Raw genomic sequence first — 25,937 nt, 5'->3', positions numbered from 1 at the left:
TTTAAATCTAAAGTGATTAATTATGGTAGAGCATCTACTTTCTAAATTAAAAGGCGACCGATGGATATGGATTATTGTGATCCTACTCTCGGGCTGGTCTTTGTTAGCCGTCTACAGTTCTGTAGGTACGCTGGCATATAAAGAAGGAAAGGGGACAGAATTGTATTTGTTCAAGCACTTCTCTTTAATTGCTGTTGGTTTTGTGTTGATGTATTTATCCCATAAACTGGATTATCGTTATTATGCGGGCATTTCCAAATTATTAATGGCGATTACAATTCCATTGTTATTGTATACTTTGATCTTTGGAAGTAAAGTGAACGATGCAAGTCGGTGGGTTACCATACCGGTGATCAATCAGACTTTTCAAACTTCGGATTTGGCGAAGTTGGCGCTGATCACGTTTTTGGCTCGTATGCTATCAAGAAAGCAAGAGGAAATTAAAGATGTTAAAAAGTCTTTTATTCCAATAATGGGAGCTGTTTGTGGTGTGTTTGTTTTAATTGCATGGGCAAATATGTCTACGGCAATTATGCTGTTTGGGGTATGTGTGCTCCTGCTTTTGATTGGACGTATCAGCTTTAAGCAAATTGCTATTGTATCTGCAGGAGTCGTATTGTTAGGCATTATCGTCGTTTCGGTAGGTCCTAGACGTGCAACATATTACAGTCGTGTTAAATCTTTTATCGGGGTTGAAAAAGAAAAACAGGAGGGAATGCCTGTTTCATTTCAAGATGATAAAAACTATCAAGCTAATAATGCAAAGATAGCAATTGCAACAGGTGGTGTATTTGGTAAGGGGCCTGGTAATAGTATTCAGAGAAATGTATTGCCGCACCCGTATTCCGATTTTATATTTGCCATCATCATTGAGGAGTATGGAACGATTGGGGGAGTGGTCTTGATTTTTCTTTATTTGGCTTTAATGTATCGCTGTATTCGTATAGTCACATTAAGTCCAAAAGCATTCGGTGCTTTTTTGGCGGCTGGACTGGGATTTAGTTTGACCATTCAGGCATTTGCCAATATGGCTGTGGCCGTGGGCTTGGGTCCGGTAACCGGGGTTCCGCTTCCATTAGTAAGTATGGGTGGAACGTCTATTTTATTTACAAGTATCGCTCTGGGTATTATCTTGAGTGTAAGTAGAAATATTGAAGAATTAAAAGGTAAACAGGAATTGGATGAGCGACCGAAAGAGAAAAGAGTGGTCGTGGGTACAATTTCTGCGTAAAAATAAATAAGAAATGGCTATACGTGTGATCATAAGTGGAGGTGGTACTGGTGGACATATTTTTCCAGCAGTGGCAATTGCTAATGCACTAAAAGCATTGGATCCTCAAAACGAAATTCTTTTCGTTGGAGCTAATGGTCGTATGGAAATGGAAAAAGTACCGGCTGCGGGATATCAAATCGTGGGACTAGATATTCAAGGGATCAATAGAAAAGAGTTTTGGAAAAATATTTTTTTACCATTCAAGCTTTTTAAAAGCATGAACAAGGCTCGTAAAATTGTCCGTGAGTTTAAACCTGATGTGGCTGTTGGTGTTGGGGGTTTTGCTTCTGGACCTTTATTGATGGTGGCCAACCGCTTGGGTATACCGACTCTGGTGCAAGAACAAAATTCTTATGCCGGGGTGACTAATAAGCGATTGGGAAATAAGGCTGCTAAGATTTGTGTTGCTTATGAAGGGATGGAACAATTCTTTCCAGAAGAGAAATTATTGTTAACAGGTAATCCTATTCGTCGTGCTTCTATTGAGATTGAAGGTAAGCGTGAGGAAGCTTTGGCTTTTTTTGGATTAGATGCTAATAAAAAGACGATTTTAGTGACGGGTGGTAGCTTAGGGGCCCGTACTTTAAATGAAAGTGTCATGGCGTCTTTGGAGAAATTGGACCACGCTAATATTCAGGTAATATGGCAATGTGGAAGTTATTATTTTGATCAGCTGAGTCAAGAGCTGAAAGATAAACTTTCTGGTCGCATCCATATGCTTGCTTTCTTACAGCGAATGGACTATGCTTATGCTGCTGCTGATATCATAATTGCTAGGGCAGGTGCTGGTACCATTTCAGAATTGTGTGTGGTAGGCAAACCAGTGGTGTTGGTTCCTTCGCCAAATGTCGCGGAAGATCACCAAACAAAAAATGCAATGGCATTGGTACATAAACAAGCGGCAGTATTGGTAAAGGATAATGAGGCGAAAGCAACTCTGTTTGATACAGCAATCGCTTTATTAAATAAGGAGTCTGAGTCACATATTTTGGCTCGAAATATAAAGAAATTAGCGCTTCTTGATGCGGATGTTGTCATCGCGAAAGAAGTTATAAAATTGGCAAATAAAAGGTAGAAATAATGAAAATTGACGCAATCAAACAGGTGTATCTTATTGGGATCGGTGGAATTGGAATGAGTGGGCTTGCTCGTTATTTTGCTCATTTAGGATGTGTGGTAAAAGGATATGATCGTACGGAGACTGAATTGACTAAAACATTGGTGTCTGAAGGTATTGCTATTTCATATGTTGATGAAATCGATACTATAGATCCGATTTTCAATGCTCCAGATGATGCTACATTAATCATTTTTACACCTGCTATACCAAAAGATTCGAAGATTAAACATTATTTAGAGCAAGTAGGCCATACTTTACATAAAAGGTCTGAAGTCTTAGGGATTATTAGTGAAAGTCGGTTTACAATTGGTGTGGCTGGTACACATGGTAAAACTACGACTTCAACGATGGTCGCTCATATTTTAAAAGATAGTGGTTTTGACTGTTCTGCTTTTTTAGGTGGAATCAGTTCTAATTACGATACAAACGTGTTATATGGTAATAATGATGTTGTCGTAGTCGAAGCTGATGAATATGATCGTTCATTTTTGACCTTACATCCTAATATTGCAATTGTGACTTCAGCTGATGCTGATCATCTGGATATTTATGGTGATGCGGGTCAACTGTTGGCGACTTTCCAAATGTATTTGGATCGAGTTGTTGAGGGCGGCACGCGTATTGTGAAGAAGGGATTACCTTTTGACAGTCAAATCGCATATTCTGGACATGATGTGGCAGATGTATATGCTTCCAATGTACATGTTCGAGATGGCGAGTTTTACTTTGATTATATTTCAGCAGATTCAAAGATTGAGCATATTCATTTGGGCATACCTGGCACGCATAATGTCGAAAATGCTGTGGCGGCAATAACTGCTGCTCGTATTTTGGGTATTGCAGATGATAAAATAAAATTGGCCTTAGCTAATTTTAAGGGCGTTAAAAGGCGTTTCGAATATATCGTAAGAACTCCGTCTGCTATTTATGTAGATGATTATGCACATCATCCGGAGGAATTGCGTGCTTTTTTGAGTTCTATGCGAAAATTATATCCGAATAAAAAGTTAACAGTTGTATTTCAGCCACATCTCTTCACCAGAACACGTGATTTTATAGATGGATTTGCAGAAGTGCTATCTATGGCCGATCGTTTGCTGTTGATGGAGATCTATCCTGCACGCGAATTGCCTATTGAAGGTGTAAATTCGTCTTGGTTGTTGAGTAAGATTACAGCGCCAGAAAAAGCTGTTGTTACGCCACAACAGGTATTGGAAATTGCTCAAAACGAAAAACTGGAATTGTTGGTCACGGTCGGTGCAGGGGATATTGATAAGTTAGTAAAACCATTGAAGGAAATTTTAGTAAATGCTTAAATATTTACACAACATACGATGGAATCGCGTCTTATATTTATCACTCTTTTTTCTTGGAGTGATAGCTGTAATCATTGTGATGTCATTGGTCAACCGTAAGGATGAGCAACAGGTCTGTCGTGAGGTGAATATTTTTATAGAGGGAAAGGAAGCTTTTATAGACCAGGGTGATATTTCGGCACTTATTAGCAAAAATTATGGAAATATTATCGGGAAGCGATTACTTGATATTCCTTTAGAAAAAATTGAAAAAACATTGAAAAAATTGCCTTACGTATCTAAGGCAAGTGTGCATTTGGATATGGATGGTATCATGGCCATTAATATTGCACAACGTGAGGTGGTGATGCGTGTCATTAATAAAAATGGTCGAGAATATTATATCGACTTAAATGGATTGAAGGTACCGACTACTTTAAAGTATGTGCCACATGTAATGATTGCGACGGGTAATATTGAAGAAGGATATAAAAATCCCTTGGATTCGGTCAACACTTCTTTAGTGAAAGATCTGTTTCGCGTGACGCAGTTTATTGAAAATGATGAATTATGGAGCAATCAGGTTGTTCAGGTATTTGTCAATAATGATAGAGATATTGAATTGGTTCCGCGTGTCGGCAATCAGCAGCTTATTATAGGCACTGCGGATTCGTTGGAACAAAAATTTAGTTTGTTAAGAACATTTTATAAAGAAATCATCCCTAAAGTTGGGGTTGATGCTTACAATAAAGTAAATGTAAAATATGCAGGTCAAATCATTTGTGAAAAGCGTGGTGTTTGGACATTTGATGATTTGCATCATCCAGAGAAGAAAATAAAGAATAACACATTATAGTATACAGCATCAATACAGAATATTATGAACCCAAAATCAGCAGAAATCGAAAGAGAGAACCCAATTATTGTGGGTCTCGATATTGGTACAACCAAGATTTGCGTTACCGTGGGAAGACGGAGCGGCGGAAATAAAATAGAACTTTTAGGAGTTGGTAAAGCAGACTCGGCAGGAGTAAGCCGAGGCGTAGTTGCTAACATTCAAAAAACGGTGAGCAGCATTCTTGAGGCGGTGGAAATAGCCGAAAATCAATCGAATGTGGATATCAAGGTGGTGAATGTTGGTATTGCTGGTCAACATATTAAAAGTATTCAACATCGTGGTATTTTTACCAAGACTGATAGCGATGATGAAGTGACAAGAAGAGATATTGAACGTCTTATTTCAGATATGTATAAATTGGTGTTGCCTCCTGGAGAAGAAATTATCCACGTGTTGCCACAAGAATTTACTATTGATAATGAGCCGGGTATTCGGGAGCCTATTGGTATGGCTGGTCGTCGTATCGAAGCGAATTTTCATATTATTTCGGGTCGTGTTACGGATATCCGAAATATCAAAAGATGTATTGATAATTCAAATTTGGAAGTTTCAGAATTGATTCTTGAACCTTTGGCATCATCTGAAGCTGTATTGGATGATGACGAAAAAAATGCTGGTGTTGTTTTAGTTGATATTGGTGGAGGTACTACGGATGTAGCTATTTTCCATGAGGGAATCATTCGTCATACTGCTGTAATTCCGTTGGGGGGAAATATAGTGACGGAAGATATTCGTCAAGGTTGTTCTGTATTGAGAAGTCAAGCTGAATTATTAAAAACACGATTTGGATCGGCATTGGCTGATGAAAATAAGGAAAATGAGGTGATTTGTGTTCCCGGCTTAAAGGGTCGTGAGCCAAAAGAGATCTCTGTAAAAAATCTTGCATACATTATTCAAGCACGTATGGAAGAGATCATCGAACATGTGTATTATGAAATCAAATCTTCAGGATATGAAAATAAACTGATCGGTGGTATCGTTATTACTGGTGGAGGTGCACAATTAAAACATCTGGTGCAGCTTGTCGAATACATTACGGGTATCGATTGCCGTATTGGTTTTCCAAATGAATACCTCGCGAAAAATGAAGTCCTGCCGAAAGCTTTGTATGAAGAATTGAAAAGCCCATTGTATGCAACCAGTATTGGTTTGTTGATGAAGGGTATTCAGGCGCACGAGGATGAAGTGGAAACAAGAAGAGCACCTAAGGTTGTCAAAAAAGATGTCGAGTCTGTTAAAGAGGTCGGTGAGCAGCAACAAAAGGAGCATGGTTTATTAACGTGGTTTAAAAAATTAATGAAGGATGGCAATGAAATTGATGATGCCACTTTCTTGGATAAAAAATAGTTTTCAACACTTTAGGTTTTTTTCCACATTTTAAACATTTGTGGAAAAAAATTGTTGAAAATATGTTATTATTACATTACGAATATTGAGTTTAGGTGAAGTTTGTACTGAAGTCATTATGAGTTAAATAGGGATAAGATATGTCAATACAGTTTGAAATGTTAAAAGAACAATCATCAATAATTAAGGTTATTGGGGTTGGTGGTGGTGGCGGTAATGCTGTTAACCACATGTATAAGCAAGGAATTAGTGGAGTAGATTTCATCGTGTGTAATACCGATGCTCAAGCTTTGGAATTAAGTCCAATACCTAATAAAGTACAATTGGGTATGAGTTTGACAGAAGGTATGGGTGCCGGTGCAGATCCTGATGTGGGTGAAAATTCAGCTATCGAAAGTATTGACGATATCAAACGTATGTTGGGTACCAACACAAAGATGCTTTTTATTACCGCTGGTATGGGTGGTGGTACGGGTACTGGTGCAAGTCCTGTATTAGCAAAAGCTGCTAAGGAATTGGGTATTTTGACTGTTGCGATTATTACTACTCCTTTTACTTTTGAAGGTAAACGACGCCGTTCTCAGGCTGAAGAAGGTTTGTCCGAACTACGGAAATATGTAGATTCGTATTTGGTAATCTCAAACGACCGTCTGAGAGAAATATTTGGTAATTTAACGATGACTGCAGCTTTCGCAAAAGCTGATGATATATTAACAACTGCTGCAAAAGGTATCGCAGAGATTATTACTATTCCTGGTTATGTAAACGTCGATTTTAAAGATGTGCGTACTGTGATGAATGATAGTGGTGTCGCGATCATGGGTAATGCTGTTGCGGAAGGTGAAGACCGTGCCATCAAAGCGGTAGAAGGTGCGCTAGCTTCTCCATTGTTGAAAGATAATGAGATCGAAGGTGCGCGTTATATTTTATTGAATATTACTTCTGGTTTAAAAGAAGTAACGATGGATGAAGTAGCTATTATTACGGATTATATCCAAGAGAAAGCGGGTCTTTCTGCAGATCTAATCTGGGGTAACTGTATTGATGAGAACTTTGGTGAGGAATTATCGGTAACGATTATTGCTACAGGATTCCAGACTTCTGAGGAAAGAGATCTGGAACGTGAGAATACGAAAGTTACAATGCCTTTGACTGCAGCTGAACAAGTTGCATCATTTATAAAACCGGTGAACCAGTTCGTTCAAAAAGAGGTAAGCAACACACCTTTAGTAAATCCTGTTCAAACTAATACAGAGAATTTTTCTGCACCTACGACGACAAACGATTTATTTTCAACACCTAAAAACGTTGTTCAACAACAAGCTCAAGTTAAGGTAGAAGAAAATGCGATTATTCGCCATGAATTGAATTTTGAAGAAGTAGTGGAAGAGGAATCATTGTCTATGCAAAAGGGGAATGATTTTCAATTAAAAACATCTCCTTCAGTATTTCAATTTCAAATGCCAACAGTATTTGATGAGTATGCTACAGGTTCTGTTTCTGCTCAAGAAGAACAAAATAGTAATTTTTCAGCTTCAGTGAATAACAAAGCAGAAATTGAGCAAGTAGAAGAAGAGCAAGTTTCTTTTGAAGATCAGTTGGTGCGTACTAAAGAGCGTATCTTGAGATTAAAAGAATTGAGTATGAAATTGAAATCTTCAAATGGACTTCAAGAATTAGAGAATGAGCCTGCTTATAAAAGAAAGCAGATGTCATTAGATGATACGCCGCATTCTTCTCAATCTCAGGTTTCTAGATTTACCCTGTCATTTGAAGACGGAAATACAGAGATTAGACCCAATAATTCTTTTTTACATGATAATGTAGATTAGTTTATTTTTGAATAAATTATAATAAAAGCTATCTCGTATGAGGTAGCTTTTTTTGTATCTTTAATTTTTAACCATTTATATTGAATGTCATCATATTTATGAATATACACATGACAATAAGCTGTGAAAAATGAGCTTATATACCTGTTTATTCCATATGACAGAAAATTAAATCGTATATATATGAATCATAAAATGAATAATCCAATATGGGTAATGAGTTCTGCTTTTGATAAGCTGGAATTACCAGATTTAATAGATAAAACAAAGGATATAGGTGCTTCTGGCATTGATTTATGCGTGTTTAGAAAAGATGGTACTCGACAAGATCATACTGCAACACATTTAGATTATGAAGGTTTTTCTCGTGAAGACGCAAAAAGCACTTTAGCACTTTTCAATCAGTCGCAACTACAGTTATCTCTGGGTGCTTTTGAAAATATGATTGGTGGAGAAGAGGGGGAACGTATTAAAAATCAAAACCATTTATTAAAACTAATCCGGATTGCTCATTTATTGGGGGGCGATGCGAATAATGTTAAAGTCGGAACTTTTGTTGGTTACAATCATGATCTTGGAAATCAGATTGATGGTTTTCAAAAAAATCTAGATGAATATAAGCGTGTTTTTGCTCCGATTATAAAATATGCTGAAGATCTGGGAGTGACAGTTCTGTATGAAAATTGTCCTATGGAAGGGTGGCGATCGTCTCGTTATACCAGTACTTATAATAATTTACCTGCTGTTTTAGCTGCTCGAAAATTAATGTACGAGATGATACCAAGTCGGGCTCATGGTGAAATCTATGATCCATCGCATGATGTCTGGCAGCATAATGATCCGGTTGCTGTGATAAACGCAATGGATATAGCACGCTTGCATCGCATACATGTAAAGACTACACGCAATTTAAATACGATAGCAAGAACAGATTGGGGTGGTATGTATCCAATGCAACATGTAGATACTGATCTTGCTAAGGCGGCTAATATCGCTATTCCAGCTCATGATTGGGATCGTCATCATTATGAGGCTATGCTGCCTGGTTTTGGAGGTTCGGATAGTATGGATTGGAGAGCATTGGTGGATACGTTAAAAAGTCGTTCTTTTTCTGGTGTATTTGAAATCGAAAATGAGGCTAAAAATTCGAAAGATACGGGTAGTATGGCCGCTATAATGCAAGGATTTAGTGCTTGTGTTCATTTCTTTGCTCCTATGCTGTGGGATCTGGATGAAAAGAATGGATACACCTATCGACAAGAAACAGAACTCATCACGCCAAGTGGCAAAGATATTCCTGTGGTAACGATTGATCAATTACGTTAACTTTTTAAATTCACTCTGCAGATTAGTTTGCAGAGTGAATTCTAAATATTTCAATGAGTTCTGGAATATTAGAGACATTTAATTTTTCAAATATTCGACTCTTATATGTACTTACCGTCGATGGACTTAAATCTAATGTCGTCGAGACTTCAATTATTCCATGTCCTTGGATTAGATATTTAGCAACATCGACCTCCCGATTGGAAAGTCTTGAAAGGGGGTTCATGGTATTCAGCTTGGATTTGCTTTGTGTTAATTTTTTAACATATAAATCTTTTACTTCATCTGACATGTATTTGCCTCTTTCTCTTATTGTAAGTATGGCATTGCTCAATTCAGCCATTGCGGTACTTTTGTTAACAAATCCGGCAGCACCAGCTTCTATATAGCGGAGTGCATATAGTGATTCGTCATAAGAAGAAAATATTAAGATTTTTATAGATTCTTGTATTTCTAGTATTTCTTTTACTACTCTAATATTATTTCCACCAGGCATGTTAATGTCTAGTAAAAGTAAATCGAAAACTTCTTCTTGAAGTAATTTGAGCACTTCATTATAATCTTGGGCCTGCGTAATAACACATTCCGGCATACTTTCTTTTATAATAACAGATGCTCCTAATCGAACGATACTATGGTCGTCAGCAATTAATATTTTTTTCATGGGCGATGTTTAGGAAATATTACTATGCGAATATGTGGTGTTAAAAATAAATAAAAATACTGAAATACAGTTAATAAAATATTTGTAAATATAGCCAAAGATATAATTCTTTTCTGTCTATTTTATTCTATAATGCGATATGTCTTGATTGTTTTAGTGAAAAAACATGAGAAAAAAAGATGATTTTATGTCTATTTTAGCGAAATTAGCTTATATTTAGGTTAAAAATTACAACAGTAAACATTTTATTTTATGGGATTTTTGAAAGAGTTTAAAGAATTTGCTATGCGCGGTAGCGTAGTTGATTTAGCTGTCGGTGTTGTTATCGGTGGTGCATTTGGGAAAATTGTTACTTCTCTGGTGGATGATATCATTATGCCTCCAATTGGTTATTTAACGGGTGGTGTTGATTTTTCACAAATTAAATATGTTCTTAAAGCGGCTGACGAGGTGGCTAAGAAACCTGAAGTATCGATTAATCTAGGAAACTTTATTAATGTCGTCATTCAATTTCTTATTGTTGCATTCTGTATTTTCTTGGTCATTAAGGCTTTGAATTCTATGAAACGTAAAGAAGAGAAAGCTCCAGAAGTAGCGCCAGCTCCACCTAGAGAAGAAGTTCTTTTGACCGAAATCAGAGATTTACTTAAAAACAAGTAATCCCATATCAACATATACATAACAGATAAAGAAAACCTCTCTTTGTCTGTTTTTTTGTTGAATATTCCACTATTTTGGAGAAGTTGCAATTATTGTTTGTAATTCTCTAAAATATATTTTACTTTTGCATTCCTCTTTAGGGAGTTTTATTAATAGAATCAAAAATAATTTAGCATATTAAGCGTCATGAAAAGAACATTTCAGCCATCGCAAAGAAAAAGAAGAAACAAGCACGGATTCAGAGATCGTATGAGTTCTGCAAATGGTAGAAGAATTTTAGCTTCTCGTAGAGCAAAAGGTAGAAAACGCCTTACAGTTTCTGACGAAGGTCGTCACAAAGGTTAATATTTTTGCGTAGCTGGTGGCCAGGAGGCTCGTGTAGTAACGTGGCCTACTTTTCAGTCATCGATTATGATTAAAAATACATTTAAGAAAGAAGAACGTTTATGTAGTGTCAAGTTGATTGATGCATTGTTTCATAAAGGTTCTTCTTTTGTTTGTTATCCCTACCGTATCGTCTTCTATTCACCTTCAGAAGATAGTGGTCTCATTCTAGCAAATTCTTCAACACAAGTCATCTTATCGGTTTCAAAAAGACGATTCAAAAGAGCTGTTGATCGTAATCTGATGAAACGGCGAATGAAAGAATGTTATCGTTTGCAAAAAAATGATAGTTTACTTCCATTTTTAGAGCAGCATCAATTACCTTTGTTATTGACAATACAATATGTTGGTAAGGGCTTGTTAGCGTATGATTTTTTGTATAGTCACATGGGAAAAGCTTTGTTAAAACTACAGAATGAATGTTCTAAATTATATTTGGCAAAAGATAATTAAGCGGTTCTTTAGTCTGCTGTTTTTAGCCCTTATTCGATTTTATCAACTTTTTATCTCCCCTTTTTTAGGCGCCAATTGTCGGTATACACCTACGTGTTCACAATATGGGTATCAAGCCATACAAAAATATGGGCCATTTAAAGGTGGATGGTTAGCAATTAAACGTATTTTGAGTTGTAATCCCTGGGGTGGGCATGGTCATGATCCTGTTCCTTAATTTTTTTTCTATAATTATGTGCATTTATATTTTACAAATCGAAACTTCAACTTCTGTATGTTCAGTAGCTCTTGTTGAATCTGGGCAGGTTCGCCAGCACGAAAGTGTAGATGAACCTCATGTTCACGCTTCTCGACTAACGATTCTTATTCAAACATTATTGGATCGAGAAAATATAGGTTTTGGCGATTTGTCTGCAATCGCAGTAAGTATGGGGCCGGGATCTTATACGGGGCTAAGAATCGGTGTTTCTACTGCAAAAGGTCTATGCTACGCTTTAGATATTCCGCTGATCGCTGTCAATACACTGACGGGCATCTATACAGGTTTTCGCGCCAGTCAGGCACAATTGCTACCTTATGACCTGTATATCCCGATGCTGGATGCGAGACGAATGGAAGTTTATTGTATATTTTTTGATCACCTTGGAAAGGTGCTAGTTGATACGCAGGCTTTGATCATTGATACAACTAGTTTTGATCAATACTTGAGTCATTATGATCGAATATGCCTCTTTGGCCCTGGTGCAGATAAACTGGAATCTTCTTTTTCCGATGTGCATGGCGTTGATGTCATTGCGGGTATTCAGACAAATGCTGTTGATATCAGTCAAATTGCATTTGAAAAATACCAGGCTGGTGAATTTGAAGATGTAGCTTATTTTGAGCCTTATTATTTAAAAGATTTTGTGGCAACTACGCCGAAGAAAAAGGTTGGGTTATAGCCAACCTTTTCTTTTGAACCAATAGTAAATCGCTAAGGAAATGCCCAACATAATAGCGATTGCTAATGGATATCCATAGTACCATTCTAATTCGGGCATGTTTTTAAAGTTCATCCCATATACGCCGGCTACAAAAGTAATGGGCATAAAAAATACGGAGAAAATGGTCAATATACGCATGATCTCATTGGTATGGTTGGATGAGATGTTAAAGTATATGTTGAGTAGCTGACTTGTATTTTCCGAAAGATTGTCATACAGCGTATTGGTTCTTAAAAATAGGTCTTTTAAATCTCTGCTATACACATTTCTTTTTTGATTGGCGTGAAAATGTTCTACAATCTCTTTGTATAGAATGATGACCTTTCTGACCACATCAATCTGCCTCTTGATGAAATAGACATGTTTGAGTACTAATTTTTTCTGACGTGCAAGGAATACGCTTTCTTCGTATTCGTCAAGTTTGGTGGATATTTTTGGTAATATTTTTTCAAACGTTGCTAGAGCTGCTGTCGTGATGTGATTGGCTAAATGCTTGGTGTCGCTCAGTTTGGTTGATCTAAAATCAAGCAATTTCATCTTGTGAATAAAATCTACATTTTTTTTATGAAGGGTGATGACAAAGTCTGCACCATAAAAAATAGTAAGACGGTCTGTTATCTCACCAATATTATCCGAATTATCTTTAAATGTTGATGATACCATCCGTAATATGATAAAGGTATAATTATCAAATTCTTCTATTTTGGGTAGATGTTCTGGCTCTAATGAATCTTTAATCGATGCTTGATTGAGCTTGTATTTTTCTTTCAAGGTTTCGAGATCGGTCACACTTGGTTCGAACACATCGATCCATTCATAATTCGCCTGCTCTTTACTTACTATGGTGGATATCATATTATGGAATCGGATTAAGATGTTAAGATAGCGAAGAGATTTTCAATTTGCAAATTGTGTATAAATAAGAAAGCCGCTATTGAGCGGCTTTCTTATTTTCTTATTTTAGAAATGTTATTTCTTTTCTTTTTTATATTCTTCATTTAATTGTTTCACCACTTCATTGGTAATTTCCAATTTTGAATCTGCATACAATACTGTTGGATTTGTTTTTGAATATGTCAACACCAGTGTGTAACCATTATCACTAGCGTGTTTTTTCAAGAATTCAGTAATTTTGTTATATACATTGTTGAATTCAGCAGATTCGTCTTGCGCTAATGAAGAGGATGCGTTTTGATCTAAACGGCTTAATTCATCTTGCTTACGTGCTAATTTTTCTTCTGTAGCTTGTCTTTCAGCTGCACTCAAATTAGGAGCTTTTTGTTGGTAATCTGCTACTTCACGTTGGAAGGCTTGGCTTTTACCTTGCAAGTCGGCTTGTGCTTTTTTAACTTTAGCTTCTAATTTACTTCTGATATCTTTGAAGTACTCATATTTTTGAGATAGAGAATCTGAATTGATGTATACGATTTTCTCAACTTTTGTTGAGGTCTCTTTTGTTGATGTAGAGTCCTTAGAAGATGTCGGACCTGTTGTTTTTGATTCTTGAGAACAAGATACTGCAGCAACCGAAATAGCTAGTCCCAAGGTTACTTTTGATAAAGTTGAAAATATATTACTCATTGTTTATTTGATTACACGTTTTAATAAGAACAAACCTACTATAAAAAAATTACATTTCGGATTTTCGAATGCTAAAATATAAAATAATTATGGAATTATAGCGTATTAAATTGCTTGTGATCACATCTCGTTTACTTGTTAAAGTGGTTAAAATTTCGTATTTTTGATTACAAGTATTTAATTAGTTTCAATGAGCGAAGAAAACAAAAATGCATCATCCTATTCAGCTGATAATATCCAAGTTTTAGAGGGATTAGAGGCTGTACGTAAACGCCCTTCCATGTATATTGGAGACACCGGGGTTAAAGGTTTGCACCATTTGGTATATGAGGTAGTCGATAACTCTATCGATGAAGCCGTTGCAGGTTATTGTACAGATATTTTTGTCACTATCCATAAAGACAATTCTATTTCCGTCAAAGATAACGGACGTGGGATTCCAACTGGTATCAATAAGAAGGAGAATAAATCGGCACTGGAGATTGTAATGACTGTATTACATGCTGGTGGTAAATTTGATAAGGATACGTATAAGGTATCAGGTGGTCTTCACGGTGTGGGGGTTTCCTGTGTGAATGCCTTATCTATTCATTTGTCAGCAGTTGTTCACCGTGATGGTAAAGTTTTTCAGCAAGAGTATGAGAAAGGTAAGCCATTATATACGGTTAAGGAGATTGGAGATTCTGATCTAAACGGTACTATTGTTACGTTTACTCCAGACAGTGAAATTTTCACAACGACTACGGTCTATAACTATGATACATTGGCGAGCCGTCTTCGTGAGTTATCTTTCTTAAATAAAGGGATCAAGTTGTCCTTGACAGATGAAAGAGAGACTTTGGAAGATGGTACTTTACGTCAAGATGTGTTTTTATCTGAAGGTGGATTACAAGAGTTTGTTCAGTTTTTAGATAGTAACCGTCATCCGATTATTCCACATCCGATTTATGTCGAAGGCATCAAACAAGGGATTCCAGTTGAATTGGCTTTACAATATAACGAGACTTACACAGAGAATGTGCATTCATATGTGAATAACATTAACACAATCGAAGGTGGTTCTCATGTTGCGGGTTTCCGCCGTGGTTTGACACGTACTTTAAAAGCATATGCTGATCGTTCTGGATTATTGAAAAATTTGAAAGTCGAAATTACGGGTGATGATTTTCGTGAGGGATTGACAGCTGTTATTTCTGTAAAAGTCGCCGAGCCTCAGTTTGAAGGACAAACAAAGACTAAATTAGGGAACTCAGAAGTAATGGGTGCTGTTGATGTTGCTGTAGGGGAGATTTTAAATATATATTTGGAAGAAAATCCTAGGGAGGCTAAAGCAATCGTTCAAAAAGTCGTTATTGCAGCTCAAGCTCGTGCAGCAGCTCGTAAGGCTCGTGATCTTGTACAAAGAAAAACAGTAATGGGCGGCTCTGGTTTACCTGGTAAGTTAGCAGATTGTCAAGATAACGATCCTACAAAATGTGAGATTTACTTTGTCGAGGGAGATTCAGCGGGTGGTACTGCTAAGTCTGGTCGTGACCGTAAGTATCAAGCGATCATGCCTCTTCGTGGTAAGATCCTGAATGTTGAAAAAGCAATGGAACATAAGATCTATGAAAACGAAGAGATCAAAAATATGTTTACTGCTCTAGGTGTCAGCTTAGGTACTCCAGATGATCCTAAAGCGCTGAATCTAGAAAAATTGCGTTACCATCGTATTATTATCATGACCGATGCGGATGTCGATGGTTCTCACATTACTACGCTTATTCTAACGTTCTATTTCAGATATATGAAAGAACTGATCGAGAAAGGATATATTTATATTGCGACTCCGCCTTTATATTTAGTTAAGAAGGGTAAAGATCATCAATATGCTTGGAATGAAGATCAACGCTTGAATGCTATTCAACAGTTGAAAGGTGGTGGTAAGGAAGATAGTGTGCATGTACAACGTTATAAAGGTCTTGGTGAAATGAATGCAGAGCAACTGTGGGATACAACAATGAATCCTGATACTCGTACATTGCGTCAAGTTACAATTGAAAATGCTGCTGAGTGTGATCGTATATTTTCGATGTTAATGGGTGACGAGGTTGCTCCTCGTCGCGAATTTATCGAACGTAATTCACGTTATGCTAAAATAGATATCTAAAATTTAAGATTAAGATTTTATAAGGTCTAACTGCTTCGGTAGTTAGACCTTTTTTTGTTATAAATTGACTACATCTCTTGTGCAATTAAAATAATAACCGTAAATTAAATATTTTATTAGTTTTTCTTGATATTTAAATTGACTTTTTATACATTCAAGACTACTGGTAAGCCTAAATAAATCGTTTAAGAAAGGAAACTAGAACCTTTATGTCGAGAACCAATTATTCATTATTTAACCTAATATGGTTTATTAAATGAATAATTAAGCCATATTATACTTGCTAATGCTGTGTCTGTTATTGCTGATCCTGAGGTGATAGTTATTCCAACATTTTAAAATGTGCATATGTTATTTTAATTATAACGTATATCTCTAATTTTTTTCGATTGCTTTTTACAAAGCTTTCGGGAAATAATGTTGAATCCATGATGCCAATTTAACATATGGAGCATCATCTATTTTCAATATTTCTAATGAGTAACTACGTATAGCAAAAGCCTATGAAATTAAAACTCTACTTATTATCTTGGATTTTCCTGCTGGACCCATCCTATATCTTTGCTCAAGGAAATCCTGAATTGACCTTAGACCAATTATTTGAACAGCTTTTGGAAGAATTGGATCAAGACGTAGATGCAAGTGAAATATCTGAGCGTTGGTCCCATTATATCAAGCATCCGATCAATCTGAACACAACTGATGGTGATGAGTTGCAGGACTTATTATTTCTGAGTATGCTTCAAATTGAGAATTTGTTGGCACATCGAAAGGAATCTGGCGATTTTATTTCGGTGCAAGAGCTGCAAAGTATTGCTGGTTTTGATGTTCGAACGGTTCAAAATTTACTTCCATTTGTTACCGTTTCGAATACGATCCACTATCGGGACTTTACATTGAAAAATTTAGTGACAAAAGCTGAACAGGAAGTGATGTTGCGCTATGGTCGTTTACTGCATCAAGCTAAAGGTTATCAGATCAGGGATACGACTCGGTCTCGTTACCTAGGAGATCCCAATAGATACTTGATACGGTATCGTTTTAATTATAATAATAAGATTCGATTGTCCATCAATATGGATAAAGATGCTGGAGAACCTTTTTTTAGGGATAAACAGCGTTATGGTTTTGATTTTTACTCGGCAAGTTTGTCTATTCGTGATCTTGGTAAAGTAAAGCAGGTGGTAATTGGCGATTTTGCTTTGCAAATAGGCCAGGGTTTGACGATGTGGAATGGTTTAAGTTTTGGTAAGGGTAGCATGATTGAAAGTGCGGCTAGACAGGGTGCTGGATTGAGATCATATACTTCACTGAATGAGGCTAATTTCTTAAGAGGGATATCGGGTACTGTAGCTATTGGTCGGTTTGAACTTACACCTTATATTTCTTATAGGCTCATTGATGGGAATGTGAAAGTGATTAATGATGAAAGAGCAATAACTACATTGGCAATTTCAGGTCTTCATCGAACTCCTACTGAACAAGGGTATAGAAAGGCTATTGGGCAGCTGGTGTACGGGAATAATATCATGTATAGCAAAAATAGATTGAAAATTGGGGGCAATTTTGTCGCGACTCATCTTGATGGAAGCAAATTGCTTGGGAAAAGACCTGAAAATAAGTACGACTTTGAGGGAAATTTACTGCGAAATGCAAGTGTCTATTATAATTATACGTTTCGTAATTCTTATTTTTTTGGTGAGCTTGCAACTAGTCTCGACAGTGGATATGCTTGGTTAGCAGGTGCGATCACTTGCGTATCTCCTCAGTTTTCTACTGTGTTGTTATACCGGGATTATCAGAAGAATTACCACAGTTTTTTTGCGCAATCAATGGGTGAAACGAAGGGTGCGCGCAATGAAAAGGGACTCTATACGGGGTTGGTCTACCATCCTTCTCGAAAAGTTCAGTGGACTACTTATGTTGACATTTTTAAATTTCCATGGCTTCGTTATCGTGTATCGGAACCTTCTTCGGGGTATGATGTCTTATCTCAATTTTCTTATATCTGGTATAAAAGAGGACATTTATCTTTACGTGTACGCTATCGTGTCAAGGAAGAAAATGCTGAAAGTACCAACGATGCTGCTACTGGATTAGCAGAGGTAAGCAAAGCTCAATTAAGATTGGAATATAGGTATAAACTGAGTAACGTTTGGAGTATCCGTAGTCGTGGAGAGGGAACCCAATACCAGAAGGGGCTGGGGGACAAACAATATGGCTGGATGGTCTATCAGGATTTGTTTTTTAGTCCGGATCAAAGTAAAATGACAACGAATTTACGTATTGCTTATTTTCATACGGATAGTTATAATACACGGATATATGCTTATGAGAATGATGTTTTATATGCTTCTTCATTTCCATTATACTATCAAAAAGGTTGGCGCTTTTATAACAATGTGCGATATAGGATAGGTCAAGGTATTGATGTATGGGCCAAAGTATCGGCATTTTATTATCCTGGATTAGCAAGTATAGGATCGGGTTTAGATGTGATCCAAGGTAATCTGAAATCAGAAATTAAATTGCAGTTAAGATTCCAATTCTGATGAGAACTAATTTTTATGAACAGATGAAGAAAGTTCCTTTTCTTAAATTTCTGTTTTTTTACGGTTTAGGTATATGGATAGCGAATGCTAGTAGAGCTGACGATAGTCGTTTTATTATGGTTCAAATATCACTTGTTATTAGTGTTATCATTCATTTTATCTTCTTTTTTCAACGTTCGAGATTGGGTGTTTTATTTATGATCAATGGTTATTTCATGTTATCTGTATTTGGAATGTGGAATATTTGGAGGACATACGCTGATATTGATCGTGCTCATTTTTACGGGAAGGCAAGTGAACAGTTGGTCGGGATTGTGGATGATGAGCCTATTGTGAAAAATGGTATAGTCAGATTTCCTGTTAAAGTGCTAGCACAGCAGATCGGAGTATCTTTTAGAAAAGCTACGGGTAAACTTATGATGACTATCGTATTGGATAGTACTACATCGATTGGTTATGGTGATGAGCTCATGTTTGTCAATAAGATACAACAAATACCTACATCTTATAATCCGCTTGAATTTGACTATAAGAATTATCTGATGCATCAAGGTATCCATGCTCATATCTTCTTGAATGCTCATGAATATAAGATTATTAATCATAATAAAGGATGGCATATAAAGGCTTTGGCACTTCAGATAAGGCAAAATTTAGTTGATAAATTTAAAAAGTATGTGGCAGATGAGGAATCTTTTCAAATTGCTGTAGCACTTATCGTCGGATATAGGACGATGATGTCTTCTGAGGTTATACAGACATTTAGCAATACTGGGACGATTCATGTGTTGAGTGTTTCGGGTATGCATGTCGGCATTGTGTTCTTGTTTCTGATGTGGATATTAAAGCAATTAAAAGGAAATGATGCTTTTAATGTTTTTAGGCTTGTTTTATTACTGTTATCAATATGGGCTTATACTATTTTAACAGGTATGGCTCCCTCGATTTTAAGGGCTGCGATAATGCTTAGTTTTTTCTTGATTTCTAGATTGATACAGCGGGAAGCTAATATGTTAAATACGATGGCATCATCTGCATTCGTACTGCTTTTATTGGAGCCGAATATGCTATTTGATATCGGGTTTCAGTTATCTTATTGTGCGGTGTTGGGTATTGTTTTACTTTTTCCATTATTTAAATGTCCAATTTTTCTTGATGGCAGTCGCTTTGGACGTATAGGTTGGGATAGTATCATGATTTCATTAAGTGCCCAAATAATGACTGCTCCTTTGGCTCTATATTATTTTGGTCAGTTTCCGAATTACTTTTTGATCGCAAATGTGCTCGTTATCGTCCCTGTTACCATCATCATGTATGTAGGAATAGGAATGCTGTTTAGTCCGTTTGAAATTGTGAATGTATGGTTAGGAAATATAATGCAATGGTGTATCCAAATGATGTTCGAGATGTTGAAGTTCTTGGATCAATTGCCCTTTGCAACATGGACAGGTCTTATTTTTTCTCCGCTTATGGTTCTGCTCAGTATTGCAGTGGTATTGGTAGGTAGTTATGCATGGTATTGGAGAAATAAATCTGCTTTATATTGCAGCACTATTTTTTTATTTGTTTTAATCATACTATTTAGTTACCAGCAATATGTTCAATTAAATTATAGCGGTTTTCGTATTTATAATACGAGAAAAGAAATCACTCTTGCCTTTATAAATAAGAGTAAGGTTACTTTAATTAGTTCTTTTGATTCCTTAAATTCTAGAAATTTAGTCTATAGTGTCAATCGGGATTTAACGCGATTTTCAAACTGGAAAGATATTGATTTTATTTCATTGGCTTCAAGTGATTCTCTCAGGACAAATTATCTCATTCAGAAATCAAATTTTACCGTTCAAATGCTAGAATATGGATCTCCTACGGTGCAGCCGACAGATATCTTGGTTGTACGCAAAAATAGTAAATGGAATTTTGTCGATCATATTAAACTTGTTGACCCGAAGCTTGTTTTATTTGATGGTACAAGCAGTGACGCCAATATCAGAATTTGGGAGCATCAACTGGATAGTTTGGGGGTGGCTCATTATAGCATAAAAAATAATTTTGCGTATGTTTGGGATCAGGAGTTATTATGAGTTTAGATAGCATCAGCATTTTAAAACAGTATTGGGGACATGATAGTTTTCGTCCATTACAGGAAGAAATCATTCAATCTGTTCTGGAGAAGAGAGATACGTTGGCACTTTTGCCAACCGGGGGTGGCAAATCAATTTGTTTTCAAATTCCGGCAATGATGCTGCCAGGCATTTGTATAGTTGTAACGCCATTAATCGCTCTGATGAAAGATCAAGTGCAGCATCTTAAAGATATCGGTATCCAAGCGGTTGCGATCTACTCGGGTCTGAAGCCTAGAGAAGTGGATATTATTTTAGATAATTGCATTTTCGGGCAGATCAAATTCCTGTATTTATCTCCGGAGCGTCTCTACAGTGAATTGGTACAGGAACGTATCAAACATATGCCTGTCAATCTTTTTGCCATTGATGAAGCTCATTGTATCTCACAATGGGGGTATGACTTCAGGCCTCCTTACTTGCAACTGGGTAAATTAAAGGAATTACATCCTGATGTACCTTTCCTTGCGTTGACGGCTACGGCAACGACTGCGGTCATCGCAGATATCCAAGATAAACTGCAGTTTAAGCAGAATAATGTATTTGTCAAAAGTTTCTTGCGCGATAATCTAGGTTATATGGCCCTAGAAGAAGAAAATAAAGCTGGACGGATGATCCGAATCATTCAAAAGCTGGGTGGTTCAGGTGTCGTATATGTTCGTAATAGAAGAGAAACACAGGAGGTAGCCCGTTATTTAGTAAATAATGGGATTAGTGCCGATTTTTATCATGCTGGATTATTAGGAAAAGAACGTGATAGCAAGCAAGAGGCTTGGATGCAAAACCGGACTCGTGTCATTGTGGCTACAAATGCTTTCGGGATGGGAATCGATAAACCTGATGTCAGATTTGTTATTCATTTGGATATTCCCGAATCTTTAGAAGCTTACTATCAGGAAGCAGGTCGGGCTGGTCGAGATGGAAAAAAAGCGTTTCCTGTCTTATTGTATCAACAGGGAGATAAGGACCGTCTTTTAAAAAATGTTAAACTTAGTTTTCCTTCTGTCGCTTTTATTCAACAGGTATACCATCATTTATGTAATCATTTTCAAATCCCATATGGAGCGGGTGAGGGGCTTACATTTGATTTTGATGTTGTCGCTTTTATAAAAAAATATAAAATTGAAACAATACCGACTTTGAGTGCGCTCAAATTTTTAGAAAAAGACGGATGGTTAGCGGTATCGGAAGCAGTTTTTATTCCTTCAAGGTTTAAATTTGAAGTCAATCATCAGGAATTATACAAGATCCAAGTACAATACGAGCGGTACGATAAACTTATAAAAGCAATTTTACGATCTTATGGTGGTGTTTTTGATGATTATATTACCATAAATGAATACGAGTTTGCTAAGAAATTAGGGGTATCTTATGAGCAGATTGTCAGCTTAATCCATGCTTTGGTACAAATGGAAATTGCAAGCTATATACCACCTACTGATGCTCCTCAATTATCGTTTTTACAAGATCGTGTCGATTATAAAAATCTATATGTCGATCATGTTTTTATTAGAGAAAGGCAACAGGTCAAAATTACTCAAGTGGAAGCCATGCTCAATTATATTGAGCATTCACTTTGTCGCAGTCAGTCACTCCTTCAGTATTTTGGTGAGCAGAATACCTTGTTTTGTCAAGTTTGTGATCTTTGTCTTATTCGGAATCATAAGGTGATGATGCACCGTAATATTAAGCTAGAGATTGAACGTATTTTACTGGGTAAACCCCAAACTATTCAAGATCTGATCGGACAAATTTCTATTGGTGATGATGAGATAAAATTAGATGTGGTGAGAAGCTTAATCGACAGCCATAAAATTCGGATAGTTGAGGATCTTTACTTCTGGAATACGAAGATCTAATTTGAAATCTAAATCTATTTAATTTTTCACCTGCTATTTATTAAAATAGTCATGTTGTATAGCCATATTATCCGTTAATCTAAGCGTTTAATTATTTTGCTTTATTTTTTTTTGGATCTAATCATTTCCCGCTCTATTTGTTTTGTGTTTTTGTGGATGTGTAGACCTATTGGGCAATAGGTAAATCAAGATCTTCTTGTCCCCACTCGGACCAAGAACCATCATATACTTTGATGTTTTGATTACCGATTAAATGACTAGCAAAAGCTAATATGGATGCTGTGACTCCAGAGCCACAGGTGAAGATTTGTTCATGGGTAGCATTGAATGTTTCAAATAATTTTTTCAATTCCTCTTTTGAACGGTAGTTATTTCCTTCTAGTACTAGATCAAATGAAAGATTAGATGAATATGGAATATGTCCTCTTCTTAATCCTGCTCTTGGTTCAGGGGCTGATGCGGTAAATCTAGCTTGGCTACGAGCATCTATAATACGTGTTCCGCTATTTTGATATTGCGTTAATATATAATCCTTATCTGCATACCATGCTCTATTAAATCGTGCTTCACCGTTGCCTTTAGCTAATGGTTTTATGTATTGATCAGCTATTGGCTCATGTTTTTCTTGCCATGCAGGCAATCCCCCATCTAAAACATAAACTTGTTCAAAACCCATCACTTTGAACATCCACCATGCTCGAGGACTTGAATATACACCCCACCGATCATATAGTATAATGATGCTATTTTGGTTAATACCTAATTCTTGAATGCCTTTTGTAAATACTTCTGTCGAAACGAGTGTATGTGGTAGGGGACTACTGTGATCAGAGAATGTGTTCTCAATATCGAAGAATAGGGAGTTTGGTATCAATGCTAATTGCGCATCTTTTAAGGACTGTCCCACTTTGTCAATCGTGCAGTCTAATAAGATGACATTAGGTTTTTCGTATTCTTTTTGCAGCTGTGCTGTGGTAATGAGGGAAGATGGAAAATACATGGTTTACTAAATTTATGTTAGGTAAATTTAATTATGTTTTTGATATAAACAAAAAAGCCCTAGCAATTTGCTAGGGCTTAATATGATTGAGTTGATGCTAAAAACTATTTACCGTTTTTCTCATCACCTTCCATTTGCTCTTTCAATTGTGCAAGAACGTCTAAGTCACCTAATGTAGATTTCTCAACTGAATCTTTCACTTTTTTAACAGCATTGTTAGCTACTTTAGCTTCTTTTTTACGAGCATTGAATTCTTCAACACGTGCTTCAGCTCTTTCATCTTCCCAAATGCGAGAGTGAGAAATTACTAAACGTTTGTTTTCTTTGTTGAATTCAATGATTTTGAATGAAGCAACTTCATCAACTTTAAGTGCAGAATTATCTTCTTTTACAGAGTGTTTAGATGGACAGAATCCTTCAACACCATATTGTAAAGCAACGATATCACCTTTGTCTCCAACTTTCAATACTGTACCTTCATGAACTGAATCAATAGTGAAGATTGTTTCGAAAGTATCCCAAGGGTTTTCTTCTAATTGTTTGTGACCTAAAGATAATTTTCTGTTTTCTTCATCTAATTCTAAAACAACAACATCTAATTTTTCACCAACTTTAGTGAATTCGTTAGGGTGGTTGATTTTTTTAGACCAAGATAAATCAGAGATATGGATCAAACCGTCGATACCTTCTTCTAATTCTACGAACACACCGAAGTTAGTCATGTTTTTAACTACTGCAGTTTGTTTAGAACCAACTGGGTAACGCTCAACGATATTTTTCCAAGGATCTGGAGTCAATTGTTTGATACCTAAGCTCATTTTACGTTCTTCGCGATCTAAAGTTAAGATCTCAGCTTCGATTTCATCGCTTACTTTTAAGAACTCTTGTGGAGAACGTAAGTTTTGAGACCAAGACATTTCAGAAACGTGAATTAAACCTTCAACACCTGGGATGATTTCTAAGAAAGCACCGTAATCAGCAACTGTTACGATTTTACCTTTTACTTTAGAACCAACAGCTAAGTCTTTATCTAAAGATTCCCAAGGATGCTCAGAAAGTTGTTTCAAGCCTAAAGCGATACGTTTTTTCTCATCATCAAAATCTAATACTACCACGTTGATAGTTTGATCTAATGATAATACCTCTTTTGGATGCTCGATACGACCCCATGAAATATCAGTAATGTGAAGTAAACCATCAACACCACCTAAATCGATGAACACACCGAAATCTGTGATATTTTTAACAGTACCTTCTAATACTTGTCCTTTTTCTAATTTAGATACGATTTCAGATTTTTGGTTCTCTAAGTCGTTTTCAATTAAAACTTTGTGTGATACGACAACGTTTTTAAATTCGTGGTTGATTTTAACAACTTTGAATTCCATTGTTTTACCAACGTAAACATCGTAATCACGGATAGGTTTGATATCGATTTGAGATCCTGGTAAGAATGCTTCAACACCTTTGATATCAACAATAAGCCCACCTTTAGTACGGCTTTTAACAAAACCGTTAATGATAGCATCATTTTCCAATGCTTCATTGATAGCTTCCCAAGATTTTTGAGTTTTAGCACGTTTGCGAGATAATACTAATTGTCCATTAGCATCTTCTTGCGACTCTACGAAAACATCAACTACATCACCAACTGCCAATTCTGGTAAGTCACGGAATTCAGATAATGAAACCAAACCGTCAGATTTGAAACCAACATTCAAGACAACGTCTTTACTGTTGATAGAAACAACAGTACCTTCGATAATTTCACCTTGATTGATTTGGTTGAAAGTACCTGCGTATTGTTCTTCTAATTTAGCGCGCTCAGCCTCGCTGTAATTTCCGAAACCTTTGTCACTAGCATCCCAGTCGAATTCACCTTCTGGAGTGATCCATGTGTTAGATTTGATTTCTTCGATTAGTTTTGAATCAGCCTCTGATTCAATTTTTTCTGTGTCTTTCACCACTCTGGTGTCAGCGCCTTGTAGCTCTGCGTTTTTCGCTGCTAACTCTTTTTCTACTTCTTGTTTTTTTGCCATTAATTATTTTTTCTCCTTTTCCCCACTTTGTAGGGACTGCAAAAATACGAAAAACTTTTATTAACAAGTATTTATATATTATTTTTTTTAAAATGTTATCCACATTACGTTTATTCTTGGGTATTATAAATAGATACACCATCAGTTAAGTAGACCACATATCCAGGTATACGTGTTAAAATAGAGGTAATAAAACGATCTATATCATTTAGAGCTTCAATTATTGTGTATTTATAAGTTGTTGTAAAATAGTTATTTATAATTTTTTGGGTTGTGCTATTGTAACAGATGGATGGATCTGTTTCCATATACTTAATGTATCAAATATCATTTAGTAAGCTAATGATAGCGAAAGGATGCTTGTTGTGGATAACCCAATTTTTTTAATCGGACTATGGA

At 36.3% G+C, this 25,937-nt stretch carries 22 protein-coding genes; 16 read left to right on the top strand and 6 right to left on the bottom strand.

Going from position 1 to position 25,937, the window contains the following annotated elements:
• Positions 1–22 precede the first annotated feature (22 nt).
• The 7 genes from B3P23_RS03590 to B3P23_RS03560 all read left to right on the top strand — a co-directional run bounded on the left by B3P23_RS03590 (position 23) and on the right by B3P23_RS03560 (position 9,091).
• On the top strand, positions 23–1,231 hold the full coding sequence (locus B3P23_RS03590; RefSeq protein WP_045753161.1) for an FtsW/RodA/SpoVE family cell cycle protein: 1,209 nt from the start codon (positions 23–25) through the stop codon (positions 1,229–1,231).
• Between the two features lie 13 nt (positions 1,232–1,244).
• Complete coding sequence (gene murG / locus B3P23_RS03585) at positions 1,245–2,348, top strand: undecaprenyldiphospho-muramoylpentapeptide beta-N-acetylglucosaminyltransferase (RefSeq protein WP_045753162.1); 1,104 nt, start codon at positions 1,245–1,247, stop codon at positions 2,346–2,348.
• Between the two features lie 5 nt (positions 2,349–2,353).
• Positions 2,354–3,709 (top strand): UDP-N-acetylmuramate--L-alanine ligase, encoded by a 1,356-nt coding sequence (murC, locus tag B3P23_RS03580; protein WP_293924546.1) that lies wholly within the window; start codon positions 2,354–2,356, stop codon positions 3,707–3,709.
• A complete protein-coding gene (locus B3P23_RS03575; RefSeq protein WP_045753164.1) occupies positions 3,702–4,544 on the top strand; it encodes a cell division protein FtsQ/DivIB in 843 nt (280 codons plus the stop codon). The genes murC and B3P23_RS03575 overlap by 8 nt, the downstream gene beginning before the upstream one ends.
• Positions 4,545–4,568: 24 nt before the next feature.
• On the top strand, positions 4,569–5,933 hold the full coding sequence (gene ftsA, locus B3P23_RS03570; protein ID WP_045753165.1) for a cell division protein FtsA: 1,365 nt from the start codon (positions 4,569–4,571) through the stop codon (positions 5,931–5,933).
• Between the two features lie 140 nt (positions 5,934–6,073).
• Entirely contained in the window at positions 6,074–7,765 is a 1,692-nt protein-coding gene (gene ftsZ / locus B3P23_RS03565; RefSeq protein ID WP_248754694.1) for a cell division protein FtsZ, read from the top strand.
• 195 nt (positions 7,766–7,960) lie between these two features.
• Positions 7,961–9,091, top strand: a complete 1,131-nt coding sequence (locus tag B3P23_RS03560; protein ID WP_260946849.1) for a sugar phosphate isomerase/epimerase family protein — start codon at positions 7,961–7,963, stop codon at positions 9,089–9,091.
• A 22-nt stretch (positions 9,092–9,113) separates the two neighbouring features.
• Here B3P23_RS03560 and B3P23_RS03555 read toward each other — a convergent pair whose 3' ends face one another.
• Positions 9,114–9,755 carry a response regulator transcription factor gene (locus B3P23_RS03555; protein ID WP_045753168.1) on the bottom strand — a complete coding sequence of 214 codons (642 nt, stop codon included), beginning with the start codon at positions 9,753–9,755 and terminating at the stop codon, positions 9,114–9,116.
• A 252-nt stretch (positions 9,756–10,007) separates the two neighbouring features.
• Here B3P23_RS03555 and mscL point away from each other — a divergent pair, with 252 nt between their 5' ends.
• From mscL to tsaB, 5 genes are all read left to right on the top strand, one after another.
• Positions 10,008–10,415, top strand: coding sequence for a large-conductance mechanosensitive channel protein MscL (mscL, locus tag B3P23_RS03550; RefSeq protein ID WP_045753169.1), 408 nt, complete (start codon positions 10,008–10,010; stop codon positions 10,413–10,415).
• Between the two features lie 186 nt (positions 10,416–10,601).
• The gene (rpmH, locus tag B3P23_RS03545) at positions 10,602–10,760 is read left to right on the top strand and encodes a 50S ribosomal protein L34 (protein WP_045753170.1); all 159 of its coding nucleotides are present in this window, start codon (positions 10,602–10,604) and stop codon (positions 10,758–10,760) included.
• A 66-nt stretch (positions 10,761–10,826) separates the two neighbouring features.
• Positions 10,827–11,252 (top strand): ribonuclease P protein component, encoded by a 426-nt coding sequence (locus B3P23_RS03540; protein WP_045753171.1) that lies wholly within the window; start codon positions 10,827–10,829, stop codon positions 11,250–11,252.
• Positions 11,215–11,469 (top strand): membrane protein insertion efficiency factor YidD, encoded by a 255-nt coding sequence (yidD, locus tag B3P23_RS03535; RefSeq protein ID WP_045753172.1) that lies wholly within the window; start codon positions 11,215–11,217, stop codon positions 11,467–11,469. Before B3P23_RS03540 ends, yidD begins: the two co-directional genes overlap by 38 nt.
• Before the next feature lie 16 nt (positions 11,470–11,485).
• Positions 11,486–12,193 carry a tRNA (adenosine(37)-N6)-threonylcarbamoyltransferase complex dimerization subunit type 1 TsaB gene (gene tsaB / locus B3P23_RS03530; protein ID WP_293924537.1) on the top strand — a complete coding sequence of 236 codons (708 nt, stop codon included), beginning with the start codon at positions 11,486–11,488 and terminating at the stop codon, positions 12,191–12,193.
• Here the strand turns inward: tsaB and B3P23_RS03525 are convergent.
• Complete coding sequence (locus tag B3P23_RS03525) at positions 12,188–13,090, bottom strand: CorA family divalent cation transporter (RefSeq protein ID WP_045753174.1); 903 nt, start codon at positions 13,088–13,090, stop codon at positions 12,188–12,190. The genes tsaB and B3P23_RS03525 overlap by 6 nt on opposite strands.
• 114 nt (positions 13,091–13,204) lie before the next feature.
• The gene (locus tag B3P23_RS03520; protein ID WP_045753175.1) at positions 13,205–13,816 is read right to left on the bottom strand and encodes an OmpH family outer membrane protein; all 612 of its coding nucleotides are present in this window, start codon (positions 13,814–13,816) and stop codon (positions 13,205–13,207) included.
• Between the two features lie 190 nt (positions 13,817–14,006).
• Here B3P23_RS03520 and gyrB point away from each other — a divergent pair, with 190 nt between their 5' ends.
• From gyrB to B3P23_RS03500, 4 genes are all read left to right on the top strand, one after another.
• Complete coding sequence (gene gyrB / locus B3P23_RS03515; RefSeq protein WP_045753176.1) at positions 14,007–15,965, top strand: DNA topoisomerase (ATP-hydrolyzing) subunit B; 1,959 nt, start codon at positions 14,007–14,009, stop codon at positions 15,963–15,965.
• A gap of 503 nt (positions 15,966–16,468) precedes the next feature.
• Positions 16,469–18,517 carry a ComEA family DNA-binding protein gene (locus B3P23_RS03510; RefSeq protein WP_293924534.1) on the top strand — a complete coding sequence of 683 codons (2,049 nt, stop codon included), beginning with the start codon at positions 16,469–16,471 and terminating at the stop codon, positions 18,515–18,517.
• Positions 18,517–20,601, top strand: coding sequence for a ComEC/Rec2 family competence protein (locus B3P23_RS03505; protein WP_293924533.1), 2,085 nt, complete (start codon positions 18,517–18,519; stop codon positions 20,599–20,601). The genes B3P23_RS03510 and B3P23_RS03505 overlap by 1 nt, the downstream gene beginning before the upstream one ends.
• Positions 20,598–22,499 carry a RecQ family ATP-dependent DNA helicase gene (locus B3P23_RS03500; protein ID WP_293924531.1) on the top strand — a complete coding sequence of 634 codons (1,902 nt, stop codon included), beginning with the start codon at positions 20,598–20,600 and terminating at the stop codon, positions 22,497–22,499. Before B3P23_RS03505 ends, B3P23_RS03500 begins: the two co-directional genes overlap by 4 nt.
• A gap of 166 nt (positions 22,500–22,665) precedes the next feature.
• Here B3P23_RS03500 and B3P23_RS03495 read toward each other — a convergent pair whose 3' ends face one another.
• From B3P23_RS03495 to B3P23_RS03485, 3 genes are all read right to left on the bottom strand, one after another.
• A complete protein-coding gene (locus tag B3P23_RS03495) occupies positions 22,666–23,499 on the bottom strand; it encodes a sulfurtransferase (protein ID WP_248754688.1) in 834 nt (277 codons plus the stop codon).
• 104 nt (positions 23,500–23,603) lie between these two features.
• Positions 23,604–25,538 (bottom strand): 30S ribosomal protein S1, encoded by a 1,935-nt coding sequence (gene rpsA / locus B3P23_RS03490; RefSeq protein WP_293924529.1) that lies wholly within the window; start codon positions 25,536–25,538, stop codon positions 23,604–23,606.
• Positions 25,539–25,648: 110 nt separating this feature from the next.
• Positions 25,649–25,846, bottom strand: a complete 198-nt coding sequence (locus B3P23_RS03485) for a hypothetical protein (RefSeq protein ID WP_293924527.1) — start codon at positions 25,844–25,846, stop codon at positions 25,649–25,651.
• Between the last annotated feature and the right edge of the window lie 91 nt (positions 25,847–25,937).

Source organism: Sphingobacterium sp. UBA6320, from assembly GCF_002440335.1.
Lineage (GTDB): Bacteria > Bacteroidota > Bacteroidia > Sphingobacteriales > Sphingobacteriaceae > Sphingobacterium.
Note: the sequence above shows the minus strand (reverse complement) of the source record. Positions and strands in the feature narration are given on the sequence as shown.